This is a genomic window from Agromyces luteolus, assembly GCF_009729855.1.
Taxonomy (GTDB): domain Bacteria; phylum Actinomycetota; class Actinomycetes; order Actinomycetales; family Microbacteriaceae; genus Agromyces; species Agromyces luteolus.
Window position 1 is genome coordinate 699,313 of record NZ_WODA01000025.1, and the last position, 13,654, is coordinate 712,966.

Consider the following 13,654-nt stretch of genomic DNA (forward strand, 5'->3'; position numbering starts at 1 on the left):
CGTCCGACGTCGTCCGTGCACCGGCCGATCACCGACGGCGGCGCGGCCGGACGGCCGGCCGGCGATCACGGCGGGGTCCAGTCGTAGCCGTCGATGAACCACCCGATGCGCAGCCACGCGACCTGCAGCGCGATCGAGACCGCGACGAGCGAGGCCCGCCACCACGGCGAGCGCGGCACGGCGAACGCGCCGACCACGGGGAAGAGGGGCGCGAGGAGCCGGAACGTGCTCGACTGCGGGAAGAACACGGCGAGCAGGTACAGCGCGTAGCTCGCGAGCCAGAGCCTGATGTCGACGCCCAGACGCCGGACCCAGGGCGTGAAGAGCAGCGCGCCGAAGGCCACCACCAGCGCGATGGGCAGGATCGTCCCCATCGGTTGCCCGAGCCACCAGTCCCCGGACTGGAACCAGGGCGTGAGCGGTACGAGCTCCACGTATCCGATGTAGGGCGCGCGCCACGCGAGCTCGGTGTCGGTGTAGGCGGCCGGCTCCCCGGTGAACGCCCACGCGATCGCCGGCCAGGCGAGTCCGACCACGGCCGCGAACAGGGTGACGGATGCCGCGACCACGCGCTCGCGCACGGGGAACGGGTCGCGCGACCGCGTGAACCAGCGCACGATCCAGTGCAGGCCGAGCGCCAGCGCGAACGCGAGCGCGCCCGGCCGCGTGAAGGCCCAGATGCCGATCACTGGCACGAGCCATCCGTACCGTCGGTCGACGAGGAGCAGGAGCGCGAGGGCCAGCCAGAGGAAGCCGAGCGCCTCGGCGTAGCCGAACCCCATGATCGGCGACACGGGCGCGACGCAGAAGAGCACGACCGCGAACAGGGCCTGGTCGGGCTCGAGGAACCGCGACATGAGCCGGTGGAACACGAGCGCCGCGGCGAGGCCGGCGACGAGCGAGACGACGACGGAGGCCAGGTCCCACGGGACGCCGACGACGGTGAGGATCCGCACGATGCCGGGGAAGACGGGGAGGAACGCCCACGCGTTCTCGGCGACGTGGCCGTCGTCCGTGAGCGGCAGCTCGGTCGGATACCCGGCGGCGGCGATGAACGCGTACCAGCGGCCGTCCCAGATGTTGGCGTACTCGAAGTACCCGGGCCGGGCCTCGGTCCACGCGCTCGCGGCCTGCGCGTGCGCGAACTGCAGCACGATGACGATCGAGACGACGCGCGCGGCGACGTACACGACGACGACCCGCCCCCACCACGGCAGGAGGCGCCACCGCACGCGCGGGGACCAGCGTCCGACGCGGTGCGCGTCCGCGTCCCGCGGCTCCGGCGCACCCGCCGCGGTCTCCACGCCCACGGATCGGCTCAGCGCGCCGACCCCGTGAGCCAGCCGCGCAACGCGGCCTCGCAGGCGAGGATCTCGTCGCAGTCCACGCGCTCGTCGTCGGCGTGCGCGAGGAGCGGGTCGCCCGGACCGAAGTTCACGGCCGGGATGCCGAGCGCGCTGAAGCGCGCGACATCCGTCCACCCGTACTTCGGCTGCGCGTCGGCGCCCACGGCGTGGACGAACTCCTGCGCGAGCGGGTCGTCGAGGCCGGGCCGCGCACCCTCCGACGCGTCGGTGACCGTGAGCTCGTACTCGGGGAAGAGCGCCCGGACGTGCTCGGTCGCCTCCTCGACGGAGCGGCTCGGCGCGAAGCGGTAGTTCAGCGTGAGCACGGCGTCGTCGGGGATGACGTTGCCCGCGATGCCGCCGTGCATGAAGACGGCGTTCAGCCCCTCGCGGTAGTCGAGGCCGTCGACGCGCACGGTCTCCGCCTCGTACGTCGCGAGCCGCTCGAGCGCTGGCGCGAGCTTGTGGATCGCGTTCTCGCCGACCCAGCCGCGCGCGGAGTGCGCCCGGCGCCCGGTCGCGCGCAGCTCGACGCGCAGGGTGCCGTTGCAGCCGCCCTCGACCTCGCCGCGGGTCGGCTCGCCGAGGATCGCGAAGTCGGCCGCGAAGAGGTCGGGTCGCGATCGCAGGACGCGGCCGAGCCCGTTCAGGTCGGCGGCGACCTCCTCGTGGTCGTACCACATCCACGTCACGTCGACGATCGGGGCGACGAGCTCGCGCGCGAGCTTCAGCTGCACCGCGACGCCCGCCTTCATGTCGACCGTCCCCCGCCCCCACAGCACCTGCCGGTCGCCGTCGACCTCGAACCGGGTCGGCACGTTGCCGTTGATCGGCACCGTGTCGAGGTGCCCGGCGATGACGACGCGCCGGTCGCGCCCGAGGTCCGTCCGCGCCACGATCGTGTCGCCGTCGCGGAACACGTCGAGGTGCGCGGCATCCGCGAGGGCGTCCTGCACGAGGTCGGCGAGCAGGCCCTCCTCCCCCGAGACGCTCGGGACGTCGCAGATCGCCTGCGTGATGGAGACGACGTCGGCGGACAGGTCGAGCGCGGCCGTGGGCCTGGCGGGTGCAGCCATGTCCCCGAGTCTACGAGGGCGGATGCCGCGCTCCCGCGCCGCGTCATCCGCCGTCGCCGCCCCGTCGTGCTCGGTACCCTTGGAGCATGCCCGCAGACTCGTCGAACCCGACCGCGCCCGCCACCGCCTGGGGCGACGGCCTCGCCACGATCGCCGGCGACGGCACGGTGCTCGACACGTGGTTCCCGGCCCCGCAGCTCGGCGAGCCCGCCGACGCGCCGGCGTGGGAGCCGCCGCCCGGGTCGGTCGGTCCGGACGAGCGGCGCGGGGTCCGCGTGGAGGCGGTGCGTGTCGCCATCCGCCTCGCCGACGCCCCGGCGAGCACGTCCGACGCCTACCTGCGGCTCCACCTGCTCTCGCACCTGCTCGTCCGTCCCAACGGGCTCGACCTCGACGGCGTCTTCGGACACCTCCCGAACGTCGCCTGGACCAACGCCGGCCCGGTGCACCCCGACGACCTCGACCGGCTCCGCTCGGCGCTCCAGCGCGCCGGCATCCACGTCACCGGGCTCGACAAGTTCCCCCGCCTCCTCGACTACGTGGTCCCCGAGCGCGTGCGCATCGCCGACGCGTCGCGCGTGCGCCTCGGCGCGCACCTCGCGCCCGGCACGACGGTGATGCACGAGGGCTTCGTGAACTTCAACGCCGGCACCCTCGGCTCCTCGATGGTGGAGGGCCGCGTCTCGCAGGGCGTCGTCGTCGGCGACGGCAGCGACATCGGCGGCGGCGCCTCGATCATGGGCACGCTGTCGGGCGGCGGCACCCAGCGCGTGTCGATCGGCGAGCGCGCGCTGCTCGGCGCGAACTCGGGCATCGGCATCTCGATCGGCGACGACTCCGTGGTCGAGGCCGGCCTCTACGTGACGGCGGGCACGAAGGTGGTGCTCCGGGGCGGCCCGGGGGAGCGCGACCGGATCGCCAAGGCCGTCGAGCTCTCCGGCCTGCCGAACCTGCTGTTCCGCCGGAACTCGCTCGACGGGCGCGTCGAGGTGCTCTCGCGCTCGGGCGGCGGCATCGCGCTGAACGCCGCGCTGCACGCCTGATCCCGGAGCTCGGCGGCGCGACCCTCGTCGCCGCGGTCGCCGGGGTACAGTGATGACCCGGGGCCGCTCGGACGGGCGGCCCGAGCCATGCGCCGACACGAAGGAGTGACGTGGGAACCGACGCGCCGAGGACCCGACGGACCGGATGGGCGAAGTTCCTCGTCGGGGCGCTCGTCACGGTGCTCGTGCTCGGCGTCGCGGCCGTCGGGTTCGGCTGGTGGACGGTGCACCGCTCGTTCCCCGTCGAGTCGGGGCGGATCTCGGTCCCCGGCCTGAACGGCGCCGTGACGGTGTACCGCGACGACGCGGGCATCCCCCAGCTCGTCGCCGAGACCGACCACGACCTGCTCTTCGCGCAGGGCTACGTGCACGCGCAGGACCGCTTCTGGGAGATGGACTTCCGCCGGCACGTCACCGCGGGCCGCGTCGCGGAGCTCTTCGGCGAGTCGCAGGTCGCGACCGACGCGTTCATCCGCACGCTCGACTGGCGCGGCATCGCCGAGCAGGAGTTCGAGATGCTCGACGACGGGACCCGGGCGCTGTACGAGGCGTACGCCGACGGCGTGAACGCCTACCTCGCCGAACGATCGGGAGTGGAGCTCTCGCTCGAGTACGGCGTGCTCGCCCTGCAGAACCCCGGCTACGCGCCCGAGCGGTGGACCCCGGTCGACTCGATCGCCTGGCTCAAGGCGATGGCCTGGGACCTCAGGTCGAACCTCGGCGACGAGATCGACCGTGCGCTCCTCCTCGCCTCCGGGCTCTCCTCCGAGCAGGTCGCCGAGCTCCACCCCGCGTTCCCCTGGTCGGCCAAGCCGACCATCGTCGGCGGGCCTGCGCCGGCGGCGCCAGCCGCCCTCGACGTGCGGGCCGTCGACGCGTCGGCCGCCGGGATCGAGGCGTCCGCCGGCACGATGCCGGCCGACGACGAGACCGCGAGCGTGCTCGGCGACCTCGCCGCACGGCTCGACGCCCTGCCGGAACTGCTCGGACCCGAGGGCGGCGACATCGGCTCGAACTCGTGGGTCGTCTCGGGCGCGCTCACCGACACGGGCATGCCGCTGCTCGCGAACGATCCCCACCTCGGGCCGGCCATGCCGTCGATCTGGGTCCAGATGGGCCTGCACTGCGCCGAGCCCACCCCGAACTGCACGTTCGACGTCGCCGGCTTCGGGTTCTCGGGGCTCCCCGGGATCATCATCGGCCACAACGAGCGCATCGCCTGGGGGTTCACCAACCTCGGGCCAGACGTGGCCGACCTCTACCTCGAGCGCGTCGCCGACGACTCGTACGAGTTCGACGGCGCGCTCGAGCCGCTCACGACGCGCGAGGAGGTCATCGAGGTCGCCGGCGGCGAGCCCGTGACGATCACCGTGCGCTCGACCGCGCGCGGACCGATCGTGACCGACATCGGCTCGGACTTCGCCGCGGTCGCCGAGGGGTATGCGCCGACCGCCGACGGAGCGGAGGAGCCCGTCGAGGGCGCGGGCGAGCCCGAGCTCGAGGTCTCCCTGCAGTGGACGGCGCTGCAGCCGGGCCGCACGCCGCAGTCGATCTTCGCCATGAACCGGGCATCCACCTGGCAGGAGTTCCGGGACGCCGCCGAGCGCTTCGAGGTGCCCTCGCAGAACCTGGTGTACGCCGACGTCGAGGGCAACATCGGCTACCAGGCGCCGGGGCGCATCCCGGTGCGGGCCTCGGGCGACGGCACGGTGCCGCTGCCCGGCTGGACGAGCGAGAACGGCTGGACGGGGACGGTGCCCTACGAGGAACTCCCGTCGGTGCTGAACCCCGAGCGCGGGTACATCGTGACGGCGAACAACGCCGTCGAGCAGGACGGCCCGCTGCTCACGCGCGACTGGGACCTCGGGTACCGCGCCGAGGGCATCGAACGCCGCCTGGGCGAGCTCATCGCCGCGGGCGAGCCGATCACGGTCGAGGACATGGGCGCGATCCAGTTCGACACCCGCGACGCCAACGCCGAGGCGTTCCTGCCGGTGATCGCCGAGCTCGACCTCGACGGCGACGCCGCGCGGGGTGCGCGCCTCCTCGCCGACTGGGACGCGTCGGCCGACGTCGACAGCGCCCAGGCGGCGTACTTCGCGGTGTTCTGGCGGAACCTCCTCGACGGCATGTTCGGCGGGCTCCCAGAGTCGACCCGACCGGTCGGCGGCGACCGGTGGTTCTCCGTGCTCGGGACCCTGCTCGGCCAGCCGGAGGACGAGTGGTGGACCGATCGCGCGACCGGGGCGACCGGACGCGATGCCGTGCTCGCCGCCGCCCTGGACGCCGCGTGGGCCGAGGCATCCGGGCTCATGGGCGACGACCCCGCGTCATGGCGCTGGGGCGGCCTGCACACGCTGACCCTGACGAACCAGACGTTCGGCGAGTCGGGCATCGGCCCCATCGAATGGCTGTTCAACCGCGGTCCGTACGAGACGGGCGGCGGTTCGGCGATCGTGAACGCCAACGGCTGGGACGCCACGCTCGGCTACGAGGTGAACTGGGTGCCCTCGATGCGCATGGTCGTCGACCTCGAGAACTTCAACGACTCGACCTGGGTGAACCTGACCGGCGCCTCGGGCCACGCCTTCCATCCGCACTACGACGACCAGGCCGAGCTGTGGCAGCAGGGCGAGACGCGCGAGTGGCCGTTCTCGACCCGCGCGGTGCGGCGGGCGGCGACCGACGCGCTCGTCCTGCAGCCCGGACGCTGACGCGACGCCCGGCCGCGCCGCGCGGCGCGGCCGCTCGGCGCCCGGCGCGTCGCGCGGCTCAGCGGAGCACCGAGCTCAGCAGCAGGCTCGTCTCGCTGTTGACCACGCCGTCGATCGAACGGATGCGCCCAAGCACGCGGTCGAACTCGCCGAGGGTCTCCGTGCGGAGCTCGGCGACGAGGTCCCATCCCCCGTTCGTCGTGTGCAGCGCGATGATCTCGGGGAACCCTCGCAGGCGCCTGATCACGTCGTCGGTCGTGCGCCCCTCGACCTCGATGAACGAGATCGCGTGGATCGAGAGCGGGTCCGTCTCGTCGCGCACGCGCACCGAGAAGCCGACGATGATGCCGGATGCCACGAGCCGGTCGATCCGGCCCGTGACGGTCGCCCGGGCGACGCCGAGCCGGCGCGACAGCTCGGCCACGGGCGTCCGCCCGTCCTCCCGGAGGAGGGCCAGTAGCCGGCGGTCGAGGTCGTCGAGCGGTTCCATGTGCATATCGTACAGCGACGTCTTGCACTGTGCGCATCTGGCTGACGATCCGTGAGCAAGGAGGTCGTTGCTGTTGCATATCGACGGATCGTACCCTCGAATCAACGAACTGAAGGGAACGAGATGACGAGCTTCGTCGACGTACGCAACATGGTCGGATGGGTCGCCGCAAACGGCCCCGAGCGCATCATCGCCGGGATCATGGAGTACCTCGAGCAGGACTTCGCGCGCTGGGAGAGCTTCGACAAGACGCCCCGGGTCGCGAGCCACACGCCGTTCGGCGTCATCGAGCTCATGCCGACGAGCGATCACGAGTCCTACGCCTTCAAGTACGTCAACGGGCACCCGTCGAACCCCGCCCGCGGCTACCAGACCGTCACCGCCTTCGGCGTGCTCGCCGACGTGCACAACGGCTACCCGACCTTCCTCGCCGAGATGACCGTGCTCACCGCGCTCCGCACGGCGGCGACCTCCGCCTTCGCGGCGAAGCTGCTGGCACGCCCCGACTCCCGGGTCATGGCGATGATCGGCACCGGCAGCCAGGCGGAGTTCCAGGCCCTCGCGTTCCGTCACGCCTTCGGCATCACGACCCTCCGCGTGTTCGACGTCGACCCCGACGCGATCGCCAAGTTCGTCCGCAACATGCTCCCCCTCGGCTTCGAGATCGAGGTCGCCGGCAGCGCCGCGGAGGCGCTCGAGGGCGCCGACATCGTCACGACGTGCACGGCCGACAAGGCCCGCGCGACGGTCGTCGCGGACGAATGGGTCCGCCCGGGCATGCACCTCAACGCGATCGGCGGCGACTGCCCCGGCAAGACCGAGCTCGACCCCGCGATCCTCGATCGCGCCGACGTGTTCGTCGAATACACGCCCCAGACGCGCATCGAGGGCGAGATCCAGGCGAAGGCCGCCGACTTCCCCGTCACCGAGCTGTGGGAGGTCCTCGCCGGCCGCGAGCCCGGTCGCGCCTCCGCCGAGGCGATCACGGTGTTCGACTCGGTCGGCTTCGCGATCGAGGACTTCTCGGCCCTGCGCTACGCCCGCGACCAGGTGGCCGGAACCCGGTACGAGCAGCGGATCGACCTGGTCGCCGACCCCGACGACCCGAAGGACCTCTTCGGCCTCGTCGGCGCCTACTCCCCGGTGGGCTGAGCGGATGTCGGTCCAGTCGCCGGCCGCGGTCGTCATGGTCCGGCCGCACCACTTCGCACCGAACCCGCACACCCTCGCCGACAACGGCTTCCAGCCGAACGCCGACGGACTCGACCCCGACCGGCTCGCGGCGGCGGCCTACGACGAGGTCACGCGCGCGGCCGCCGCGCTCGAGGCGGCGGGCGTGACCGTGCACCTCTTCGAGGATGAGACGACCCACCGGCCCGACAGCGTCTTCCCCAACAACTGGATCTCGACGCATTCGGGCGGTCACATCGCGCTCTTCCCGATGTTCACGCCGAACCGCCGCACCGAGCGGCGCAGCGACATCGTCGAGCTGCTGAAGACCACGTACCGCGTGCAGGACGTCATCGACTACTCGGGCCTCGAGTACGACGACGTCTTCCTCGAGGGCACGGGGGCGATGGTGCTCGACCACGAGTCTCGGATCGCCTACGCCGCGCGCTCGAACCGCGCCGATCCGATCGCGCTCGAGCGCTTCTGCACGAACTTCGGCTATGAGCCGATGGTCTTCGACGCGGTCGACGGTCGAGGGGTCGCGGTCTACCACACCAACGTGATCCTGAGCATCGCGACGGAGTTCGCGCTGGTCGCCGCCGACATGTTCGTCTCCCCCGCGCGTCGCGACGAGGTGCTCGGGCGCCTGGCCGCACGCGGCCGCCGCGACGTCATCGCGCTCGACAACGCGCAGGTCGACGCCTTCGCCGGCAACGCGCTCGAGCTCTGGTCCACCGAGGGACGCGTGCTCGCGCTCTCCCGCACGGCGTTCGACGCGCTGGACCTCGACCAGCGCGCGCGCATCGAGCGCACGGCCCGGCTGCTGCCGCTCGACGTCCCGACGATCGAGCTCGCCGGCGGGTCCGTGCGCTGCATGCTCGCCGGCGTGCACCTCGATCCGCGACCGGGTCTCGTCGAGCACCGTTCGGCGCCGGTGGACGACGCCGCCGCCGACGAGATCGCCGCGCTCTGACGCGCGCCGCGGCATCCGGGCCGGGAACGACGAACGGCCCGTCCGAGGGACGGGCCGTTCGTGCTCGCCGCGGACCGCGCCGCGGCTCAGTGCATCGGGTAGTGCCGCTCGGGCGATCCCGTGTACAGCTGCTGCGGTCGGCCGATCTTGGTGCCGCCGTCGAGGTTCATCTCGCGCCAGTGCGCGATCCAGCCGGGCAGGCGGCCGATCGCGAACAGGACGGTGAACATGCGCGTCGGGAAGCCCATGGCCTTGTAGATCACGCCGGTGTAGAAGTCGACGTTCGGGTAGAGGCGACGCTGCTTGAAGTAGTCGTCCTCGAGCGCGAACTGCTCGAGCTCCTTGGCGATGTCGAGCAGCGGGTCGTTCACCCCGAGGCCCTCGAGCACCGCGTCGGCGCTCGTCTTCACGATCTTCGCGCGCGGGTCGTAGTTCTTGTAGACCCGGTGGCCGAAGCCCATGAGCTTGACGCCGTCCTCCTTGCGCTTGACGCGCTCGACGAACTTGCCGACGCCCTCGCCCGAGTCGCGGATCTGCGCGAGCATCTGGAGGACGGCCTCGTTGGCGCCGCCGTGGAGCGGGCCCGACAGGGCCTGGATCCCGGCGGAGATGGACGCGTACAGGTTCGCACCCGTCGAACCGACGAGCCGGACCGTCGACGTCGACGCGTTCTGCTCGTGGTCCTCGTGGAGGATCAGCAGCCGATCGAGCGCCTTCGCGAGCGTCGGGTCGATGTGGTACGGCTCGGCCATGTTGCCGAAGTTCAGCCGCAGGAAGTTCTCGACGAAGTTGAGCGAGTTGTCGGGGTAGAGGAACGCCTGGCCGATGCTCTTCTTGTGCGCATAGGCGGCGATCACCGGCATCTTCGCGAGCAGGCGGATGGTCGTGAGCTCGACGTGATCGGGATCGTGCGGGTCGGACGAGTCCTCGTAGTACGTCGAGAGCGCGGCGACGGCGCTGGAGAGGACGGCCATCGGGTGCGCAGTGTGCGGGAGCGCGGAGAAGAAGCGCTTCAGGTCCTCATGGAGGAGCGTGTGGCGCCGGATCTTCTCGTCGAACTCGCCGAGCTGGTCGGCGGTCGGCAGCTCGCCGTACATGAGCAGCCAGGCGACCTCGAGGTAGGTCGAGTGCTCGGCGAGCTCCTCGATCGGGTAGCCGCGGTACCGCAGGATCCCCTGCTCGCCGTCGATGTAGGTGATCGCCGACCGCGTCGACGAGGTGTTGACGAACCCGTAGTCGAGTGCGGTGAGGCCGGTCTGCCGGGTGAGCGTCGAGACGTCGATGCTCGCATTGCCCTGCGAGGCGCGGTGGATCGGGAATTCCGCCGTCCCACCGGGGAAGTTCAGCGTCGCGGTGTCGGCGTCGACTCCGACGGATTCGTTCACGACGTTGCTCACGGCGTCTCCTGTGATCGTCACTGTCTCGCGGTTCCCTGCTCTCCGGCCCGGCACCGGTCGGCGCGCGCGGCCCGACTACAGCCTAGACGGGTCGGGCGCACACTGTCGCATCCGCCAATGGATCACGCGATCGATTGGAGCGGTGCCACAGTCTTGGCGACGATTCGGTGACGATCGGCCCTCAGCGCACCGCGGTCGCCCGAAGCCGGTCGGCGGCACGACCGATCCGCTCGTCCGTCGCCGTGAGCGAGAGCCGGACGTGCTGCGGGAAGTGCGGTCCGTAGAAGTGCCCGGGCCCGGCGAGGATGCCGAGGTCGGCGAGGCGCCCGATCGACTCCCAGGCGTCGCGTCCCTCGGTCGCCCACAGGTACAGGCCCGCCTCACTGCGGTCGATGCGGAAGCCGGCGTCCTCGAGGGCGGGCCGGAGGAGGTCGCGTCTCGCCCGGTAGCGTGCCTTCTGCTCCCGCACGTGCTCGTCGTCCGCGAGCGCGACGGCCATCGCCGCCTGCAGCGGGGCCGGGACCATGAGCCCGGCGTGCTTGCGGACCTTCGTGAGGCGGACGATCAGCGCGGGATCGCCAGCGACGAACGCGGCACGGTAGCCGGCCATGTTCGACTGCTTCGACAGCGAGTAGATCGCGAGCACCCCGCTCGGATCACCGCCGGTCACGGCCGGGTCGAGCACGCTCGGGACGGCCCCCTCGTGCCACGGCTCCTCCCAGCCGAGCTCGGCGTAGCACTCGTCGGCGACGAGGATCGCCCCGAGCTCGCGGGCCCGCTCCACTGCGCGGCGCAGCTCGGGCACGCCGAGCACGCGACCGTCGGGGTTGCCCGGCGAGTTGAGCCAGACGAGGCGGGTGTTCGCGGGCCATTCGGCCGGGTCGTCGGATGCCACGGCCTCCGCGCCCGCGAAGATCGCACCCATCTCGTACGTCGGGTAGGCCGCCATGGGATGGACGACGGCATCGCCGGCGCCCACGCCGAGGAAGAAGGGCAGGAGTGCGACGAGCTCCTTCGAGCCGATCGTCGGCAGTACGCCATCCGTCTCGAGACCCTCGACGCCGCGCCGACGCGCGTACCAGTCCACGATCGCGCGTCGCAGGGCCGTCGTCCCGGCGGTCGCCGGATAGGAGTGCGCGTCGGCGGCCGCCGCGAGTGCGTCGCGCACGATCGGCGGCGTCGGGTCGATCGGCGATCCGATCGAGAGGTCGACGATGCCGTCGCGGTGCGCCGCCGCCCGATCGCGGTACGGGACCACCAGGTCCCAGGGGTACTCGGGCAGTGCCCCGAGCGCCATGGTCAGTGACCCTGCGGGGGCAGCGCCGCGATCAGCGGGTGGTCCTTCGGGATGACGCCGACCTTCGCCGCGCCGCCCGGGGAGCCGACCTCGTCGAAGAACTCGACGTTCGCCTTGTAGTAGTCGGCCCACTCGTCGGGAAGGTCGTCCTCGTAGTAGATGGCCTCGACCGGGCACACCGGCTCGCAGGCGCCGCAGTCGACGCATTCGTCGGGGTGGATGTAGAGCGAACGCTCACCCTCGTAGATGCAGTCGACGGGACACTCGTCGATGCAGGCACGGTCCTTCACATCGACGCACGGCAGGGCGATGACATAGGTCACGGTGGGTCGCGGTCCCTTCGATGAGGCTTGACTGCCAGTCTATGCGCGACGCGCCTCGCGCGACGGCAGCGAGGGCCACGCGACGACCAATACCGAAACGATCGCGGGCCCGATCGCCCAGACGATGCCGACGACGCCGTCGGCGACGAGCACCGATCCGCCGGGGCCGGGGAGCGCCAGGACGGCCACGCTTCCGACCACGCCCGCCGCGGCGGCCGCGGCGGCCGCCCGTCCGCCCGCCACGAGGCGGATGCCGAGGAGCAGTGCGGCGACGCCGACGAGGCCCGCGACGACGCCCCACGGGATCGACGCGCCGCCGATCTCCCACGCGTGCCGGTGCCCGATCGTCGCGACCGTTCCGTAGACCACGCCGACCGCGAACGAGATCGCGAGAGTGCCGATCCGGGAGCCGAGCGACCGGCGCCCGCTCGCCGCGGTCACGGCGCCGGCGTCACGGTGTAGGTCACCGTGCCGCCCTCGCCCGCGAGGATCACGAGGAACTCGCCGTCGGTGTAGACCGTCCCCGCCGCGCTCGCCTGCGCGAGGGTGGAGTCCTCGCGGAAGCCCGCGCCCTCGACCTCGGCGCGTGCGTCACCCAGCGGGTCGGCCGCCTCGGACGTGAGCACCACGACCCAGCCGTCCGAGCTCGCGGCCCCGCCGGCGAGCTCGATGCTGCCGTCGATGATCGGCACCGACGCCGGGAAGTCGGCCGGGAGCTCGCCGCTCAGCTCGACCCGACCGCCGGTCGCGTCCTCGACGGTGTCCTCGACCCCGCGCTCGACGAGGTCCTGCACGGTGCCCGTGCAGCCGGAGAGCAGGGTCGCCGCGGCGAGGCTCGCCACGACGGCGACGGCGCGCGCACGCCGGGAGAAGAGAGGCATGCGCGCGAGTCTATCCGTCGCGCCTGTGCGGGTGCCGCCGGTGCGGCGCGCGTGCGCGCACCATGCCGTAGCGTGGTCGGCGGCGCGGCCCGACCGCCGCGGGAAGGACGATCGAGGATGACCGAACAGCCCGGACCCGACGAGCAGCACCCGCCCGTGCGGATCGAGCGCGACGGCGTCGTCGCCACCGTCGTGATCGACCGGCCGACGGCGCTGAACGCCCTCTCCCCCGACGTGCTCGTGGCCATCGCCGACGCGTTCGACGCGCTCCGCGCCGAGGCCGACGCCGTCCGCGGCGTCCTGGTCGTCGGCGAGGGCGGGCGGGCGTTCGTCGCGGGCGCCGACATCCGCTCGCTGTCGACCCTCACGCCCGAGGAGGGCGCCGAGGCCGCCCGCCTGGGGCACCGGGTCGCCGCGACGATCGAGGCGTTCCCGGCGCTCGTCATCGCCTGCGTCGACGGGTTCGCACTCGGCGGCGGGCTCGAGCTCGCGCTCGCGTGCGACCTCATCTACGCGACCGAGTCGTCGTCGTTCGGCCAGCCGGAGGTCCGGCTCGGCCTCATCCCCGGGTTCGGCGGCACCGTCCGGCTGCCCCGCGCCGTCGGGCTCCCGCTCGCGAAGGACCTCATCTTCACCGGACGGCGCATCGACGCCGCGACGGCGGAGGCCGCGGGCCTCATCGCGCGACGGTTCCCCGATCGCGACGCGCTGCTCGCCGGCGCACGCGCGACGATCGACGAGGTCGCGGCGAACGCCTGGACGGCCGTCGCCCTCGCGAAGCGGGTGCTCGTCGAGGCGGCGGGAACCCCCACCGCGACCGCGACCGCCCTCGAGGTCGCGGGCTTCGCCGACGCGTTCCGCACCGACGACATGCGCGAGGGCGTCGCCGCGTTCATCGAGAAGCGCGAGCCCGGGTTCTCGGGTCGCTGAGGCGACGGATGCCG

The 13,654-nt window shown here is 72.4% G+C and carries 13 protein-coding genes; 5 read left to right on the top strand and 8 right to left on the bottom strand.

All coding sequences use genetic code 11. The features are described 5' to 3' along the window. Positions 1-65: 65 nt before the first annotated feature. Together GLX25_RS16885 and dapE are read right to left on the bottom strand one after the other, a co-directional pair. Positions 66-1,310: a glycosyltransferase family protein gene (locus GLX25_RS16885; protein WP_271192481.1), complete on the bottom strand. Its 1,245-nt coding sequence runs from the start codon at positions 1,308-1,310 to the stop codon at positions 66-68. 8 nt (positions 1,311-1,318) lie between these two features. Next, a complete protein-coding gene (gene dapE / locus GLX25_RS16890; RefSeq protein WP_155843699.1) occupies positions 1,319-2,422 on the bottom strand; it encodes a succinyl-diaminopimelate desuccinylase in 1,104 nt (367 codons plus the stop codon). 86 nt (positions 2,423-2,508) lie between these two features. Here dapE and dapD point away from each other — a divergent pair, with 86 nt between their 5' ends. Both dapD and GLX25_RS16900 read left to right on the top strand, forming a co-directional pair. Beyond that, positions 2,509-3,465 carry a 2,3,4,5-tetrahydropyridine-2,6-dicarboxylate N-succinyltransferase gene (dapD, locus tag GLX25_RS16895; RefSeq protein WP_155843700.1) on the top strand — a complete coding sequence of 319 codons (957 nt, stop codon included), beginning with the start codon at positions 2,509-2,511 and terminating at the stop codon, positions 3,463-3,465. Positions 3,466-3,575: 110 nt separating this feature from the next. Beyond that, on the top strand, positions 3,576-6,179 hold the full coding sequence (locus GLX25_RS16900; protein WP_271192482.1) for a penicillin acylase family protein: 2,604 nt from the start codon (positions 3,576-3,578) through the stop codon (positions 6,177-6,179). A 58-nt stretch (positions 6,180-6,237) separates the two neighbouring features. Here the strand turns inward: GLX25_RS16900 and GLX25_RS16905 are convergent, their stop codons facing one another. Next, complete coding sequence (locus tag GLX25_RS16905; protein WP_155051607.1) at positions 6,238-6,669, bottom strand: Lrp/AsnC family transcriptional regulator; 432 nt, start codon at positions 6,667-6,669, stop codon at positions 6,238-6,240. Between the two features lie 123 nt (positions 6,670-6,792). Between GLX25_RS16905 and GLX25_RS16910 the strand changes: the two genes are divergently transcribed. Together GLX25_RS16910 and ctlX are read left to right on the top strand one after the other, a co-directional pair. After that, complete coding sequence (locus GLX25_RS16910; protein WP_155843701.1) at positions 6,793-7,821, top strand: ornithine cyclodeaminase; 1,029 nt, start codon at positions 6,793-6,795, stop codon at positions 7,819-7,821. 4 nt (positions 7,822-7,825) lie between these two features. Continuing rightward, positions 7,826-8,812, top strand: coding sequence for a citrulline utilization hydrolase CtlX (gene ctlX, locus GLX25_RS16915; protein WP_155843702.1), 987 nt, complete (start codon positions 7,826-7,828; stop codon positions 8,810-8,812). 86 nt (positions 8,813-8,898) lie between these two features. Here ctlX and GLX25_RS16920 read toward each other — a convergent pair whose 3' ends face one another. The 5 genes from GLX25_RS16920 to GLX25_RS16940 all read right to left on the bottom strand — a co-directional run bounded on the left by GLX25_RS16920 (position 8,899) and on the right by GLX25_RS16940 (position 12,710). Then, the gene (locus GLX25_RS16920; protein ID WP_166548982.1) at positions 8,899-10,197 is read right to left on the bottom strand and encodes a citrate synthase; all 1,299 of its coding nucleotides are present in this window, start codon (positions 10,195-10,197) and stop codon (positions 8,899-8,901) included. A 193-nt stretch (positions 10,198-10,390) separates the two neighbouring features. Further along, positions 10,391-11,506 (bottom strand): succinyldiaminopimelate transaminase, encoded by a 1,116-nt coding sequence (gene dapC, locus GLX25_RS16925; protein ID WP_155843703.1) that lies wholly within the window; start codon positions 11,504-11,506, stop codon positions 10,391-10,393. A 2-nt stretch (positions 11,507-11,508) separates the two neighbouring features. After that, a complete protein-coding gene (gene fdxA / locus GLX25_RS16930; protein WP_129235541.1) occupies positions 11,509-11,829 on the bottom strand; it encodes a ferredoxin in 321 nt (106 codons plus the stop codon). Positions 11,830-11,868: 39 nt separating this feature from the next. After that, the gene (locus GLX25_RS16935; RefSeq protein WP_155843704.1) at positions 11,869-12,270 is read right to left on the bottom strand and encodes a hypothetical protein; all 402 of its coding nucleotides are present in this window, start codon (positions 12,268-12,270) and stop codon (positions 11,869-11,871) included. Beyond that, positions 12,267-12,710 carry a hypothetical protein gene (locus tag GLX25_RS16940; protein ID WP_155843705.1) on the bottom strand — a complete coding sequence of 148 codons (444 nt, stop codon included), beginning with the start codon at positions 12,708-12,710 and terminating at the stop codon, positions 12,267-12,269. Before GLX25_RS16940 ends, GLX25_RS16935 begins: the two co-directional genes overlap by 4 nt. A 117-nt stretch (positions 12,711-12,827) precedes the next feature. On the opposite strand from GLX25_RS16940, the gene GLX25_RS16945 reads away from it, so the two are divergent. Beyond that, a complete protein-coding gene (locus tag GLX25_RS16945) occupies positions 12,828-13,640 on the top strand; it encodes an enoyl-CoA hydratase/isomerase family protein (protein WP_155843706.1) in 813 nt (270 codons plus the stop codon). Positions 13,641-13,654 lie beyond the last annotated feature (14 nt).

Coding starts and splice junctions, on each gene's coding strand:
- ctlX (WP_155843702.1), top strand. CDS start 7,826: ATGTCGGTCCAGTCGCCGGCCGCGGTCGTCATGGTCCGGCCGCACCAC.
- dapE (WP_155843699.1), bottom strand. CDS start 2,422: ATGGCTGCACCCGCCAGGCCCACGGCCGCGCTCGACCTGTCCGCCGAC.
- GLX25_RS16940 (WP_155843705.1), bottom strand. CDS start 12,710: ATGCCTCTCTTCTCCCGGCGTGCGCGCGCCGTCGCCGTCGTGGCGAGC.
- GLX25_RS16910 (WP_155843701.1), top strand. CDS start 6,793: ATGACGAGCTTCGTCGACGTACGCAACATGGTCGGATGGGTCGCCGCA.
- GLX25_RS16905 (WP_155051607.1), bottom strand. CDS start 6,669: ATGGAACCGCTCGACGACCTCGACCGCCGGCTACTGGCCCTCCTCCGG.
- dapD (WP_155843700.1), top strand. CDS start 2,509: ATGCCCGCAGACTCGTCGAACCCGACCGCGCCCGCCACCGCCTGGGGC.
- GLX25_RS16945 (WP_155843706.1), top strand. CDS start 12,828: ATGACCGAACAGCCCGGACCCGACGAGCAGCACCCGCCCGTGCGGATC.
- dapC (WP_155843703.1), bottom strand. CDS start 11,506: ATGGCGCTCGGGGCACTGCCCGAGTACCCCTGGGACCTGGTGGTCCCG.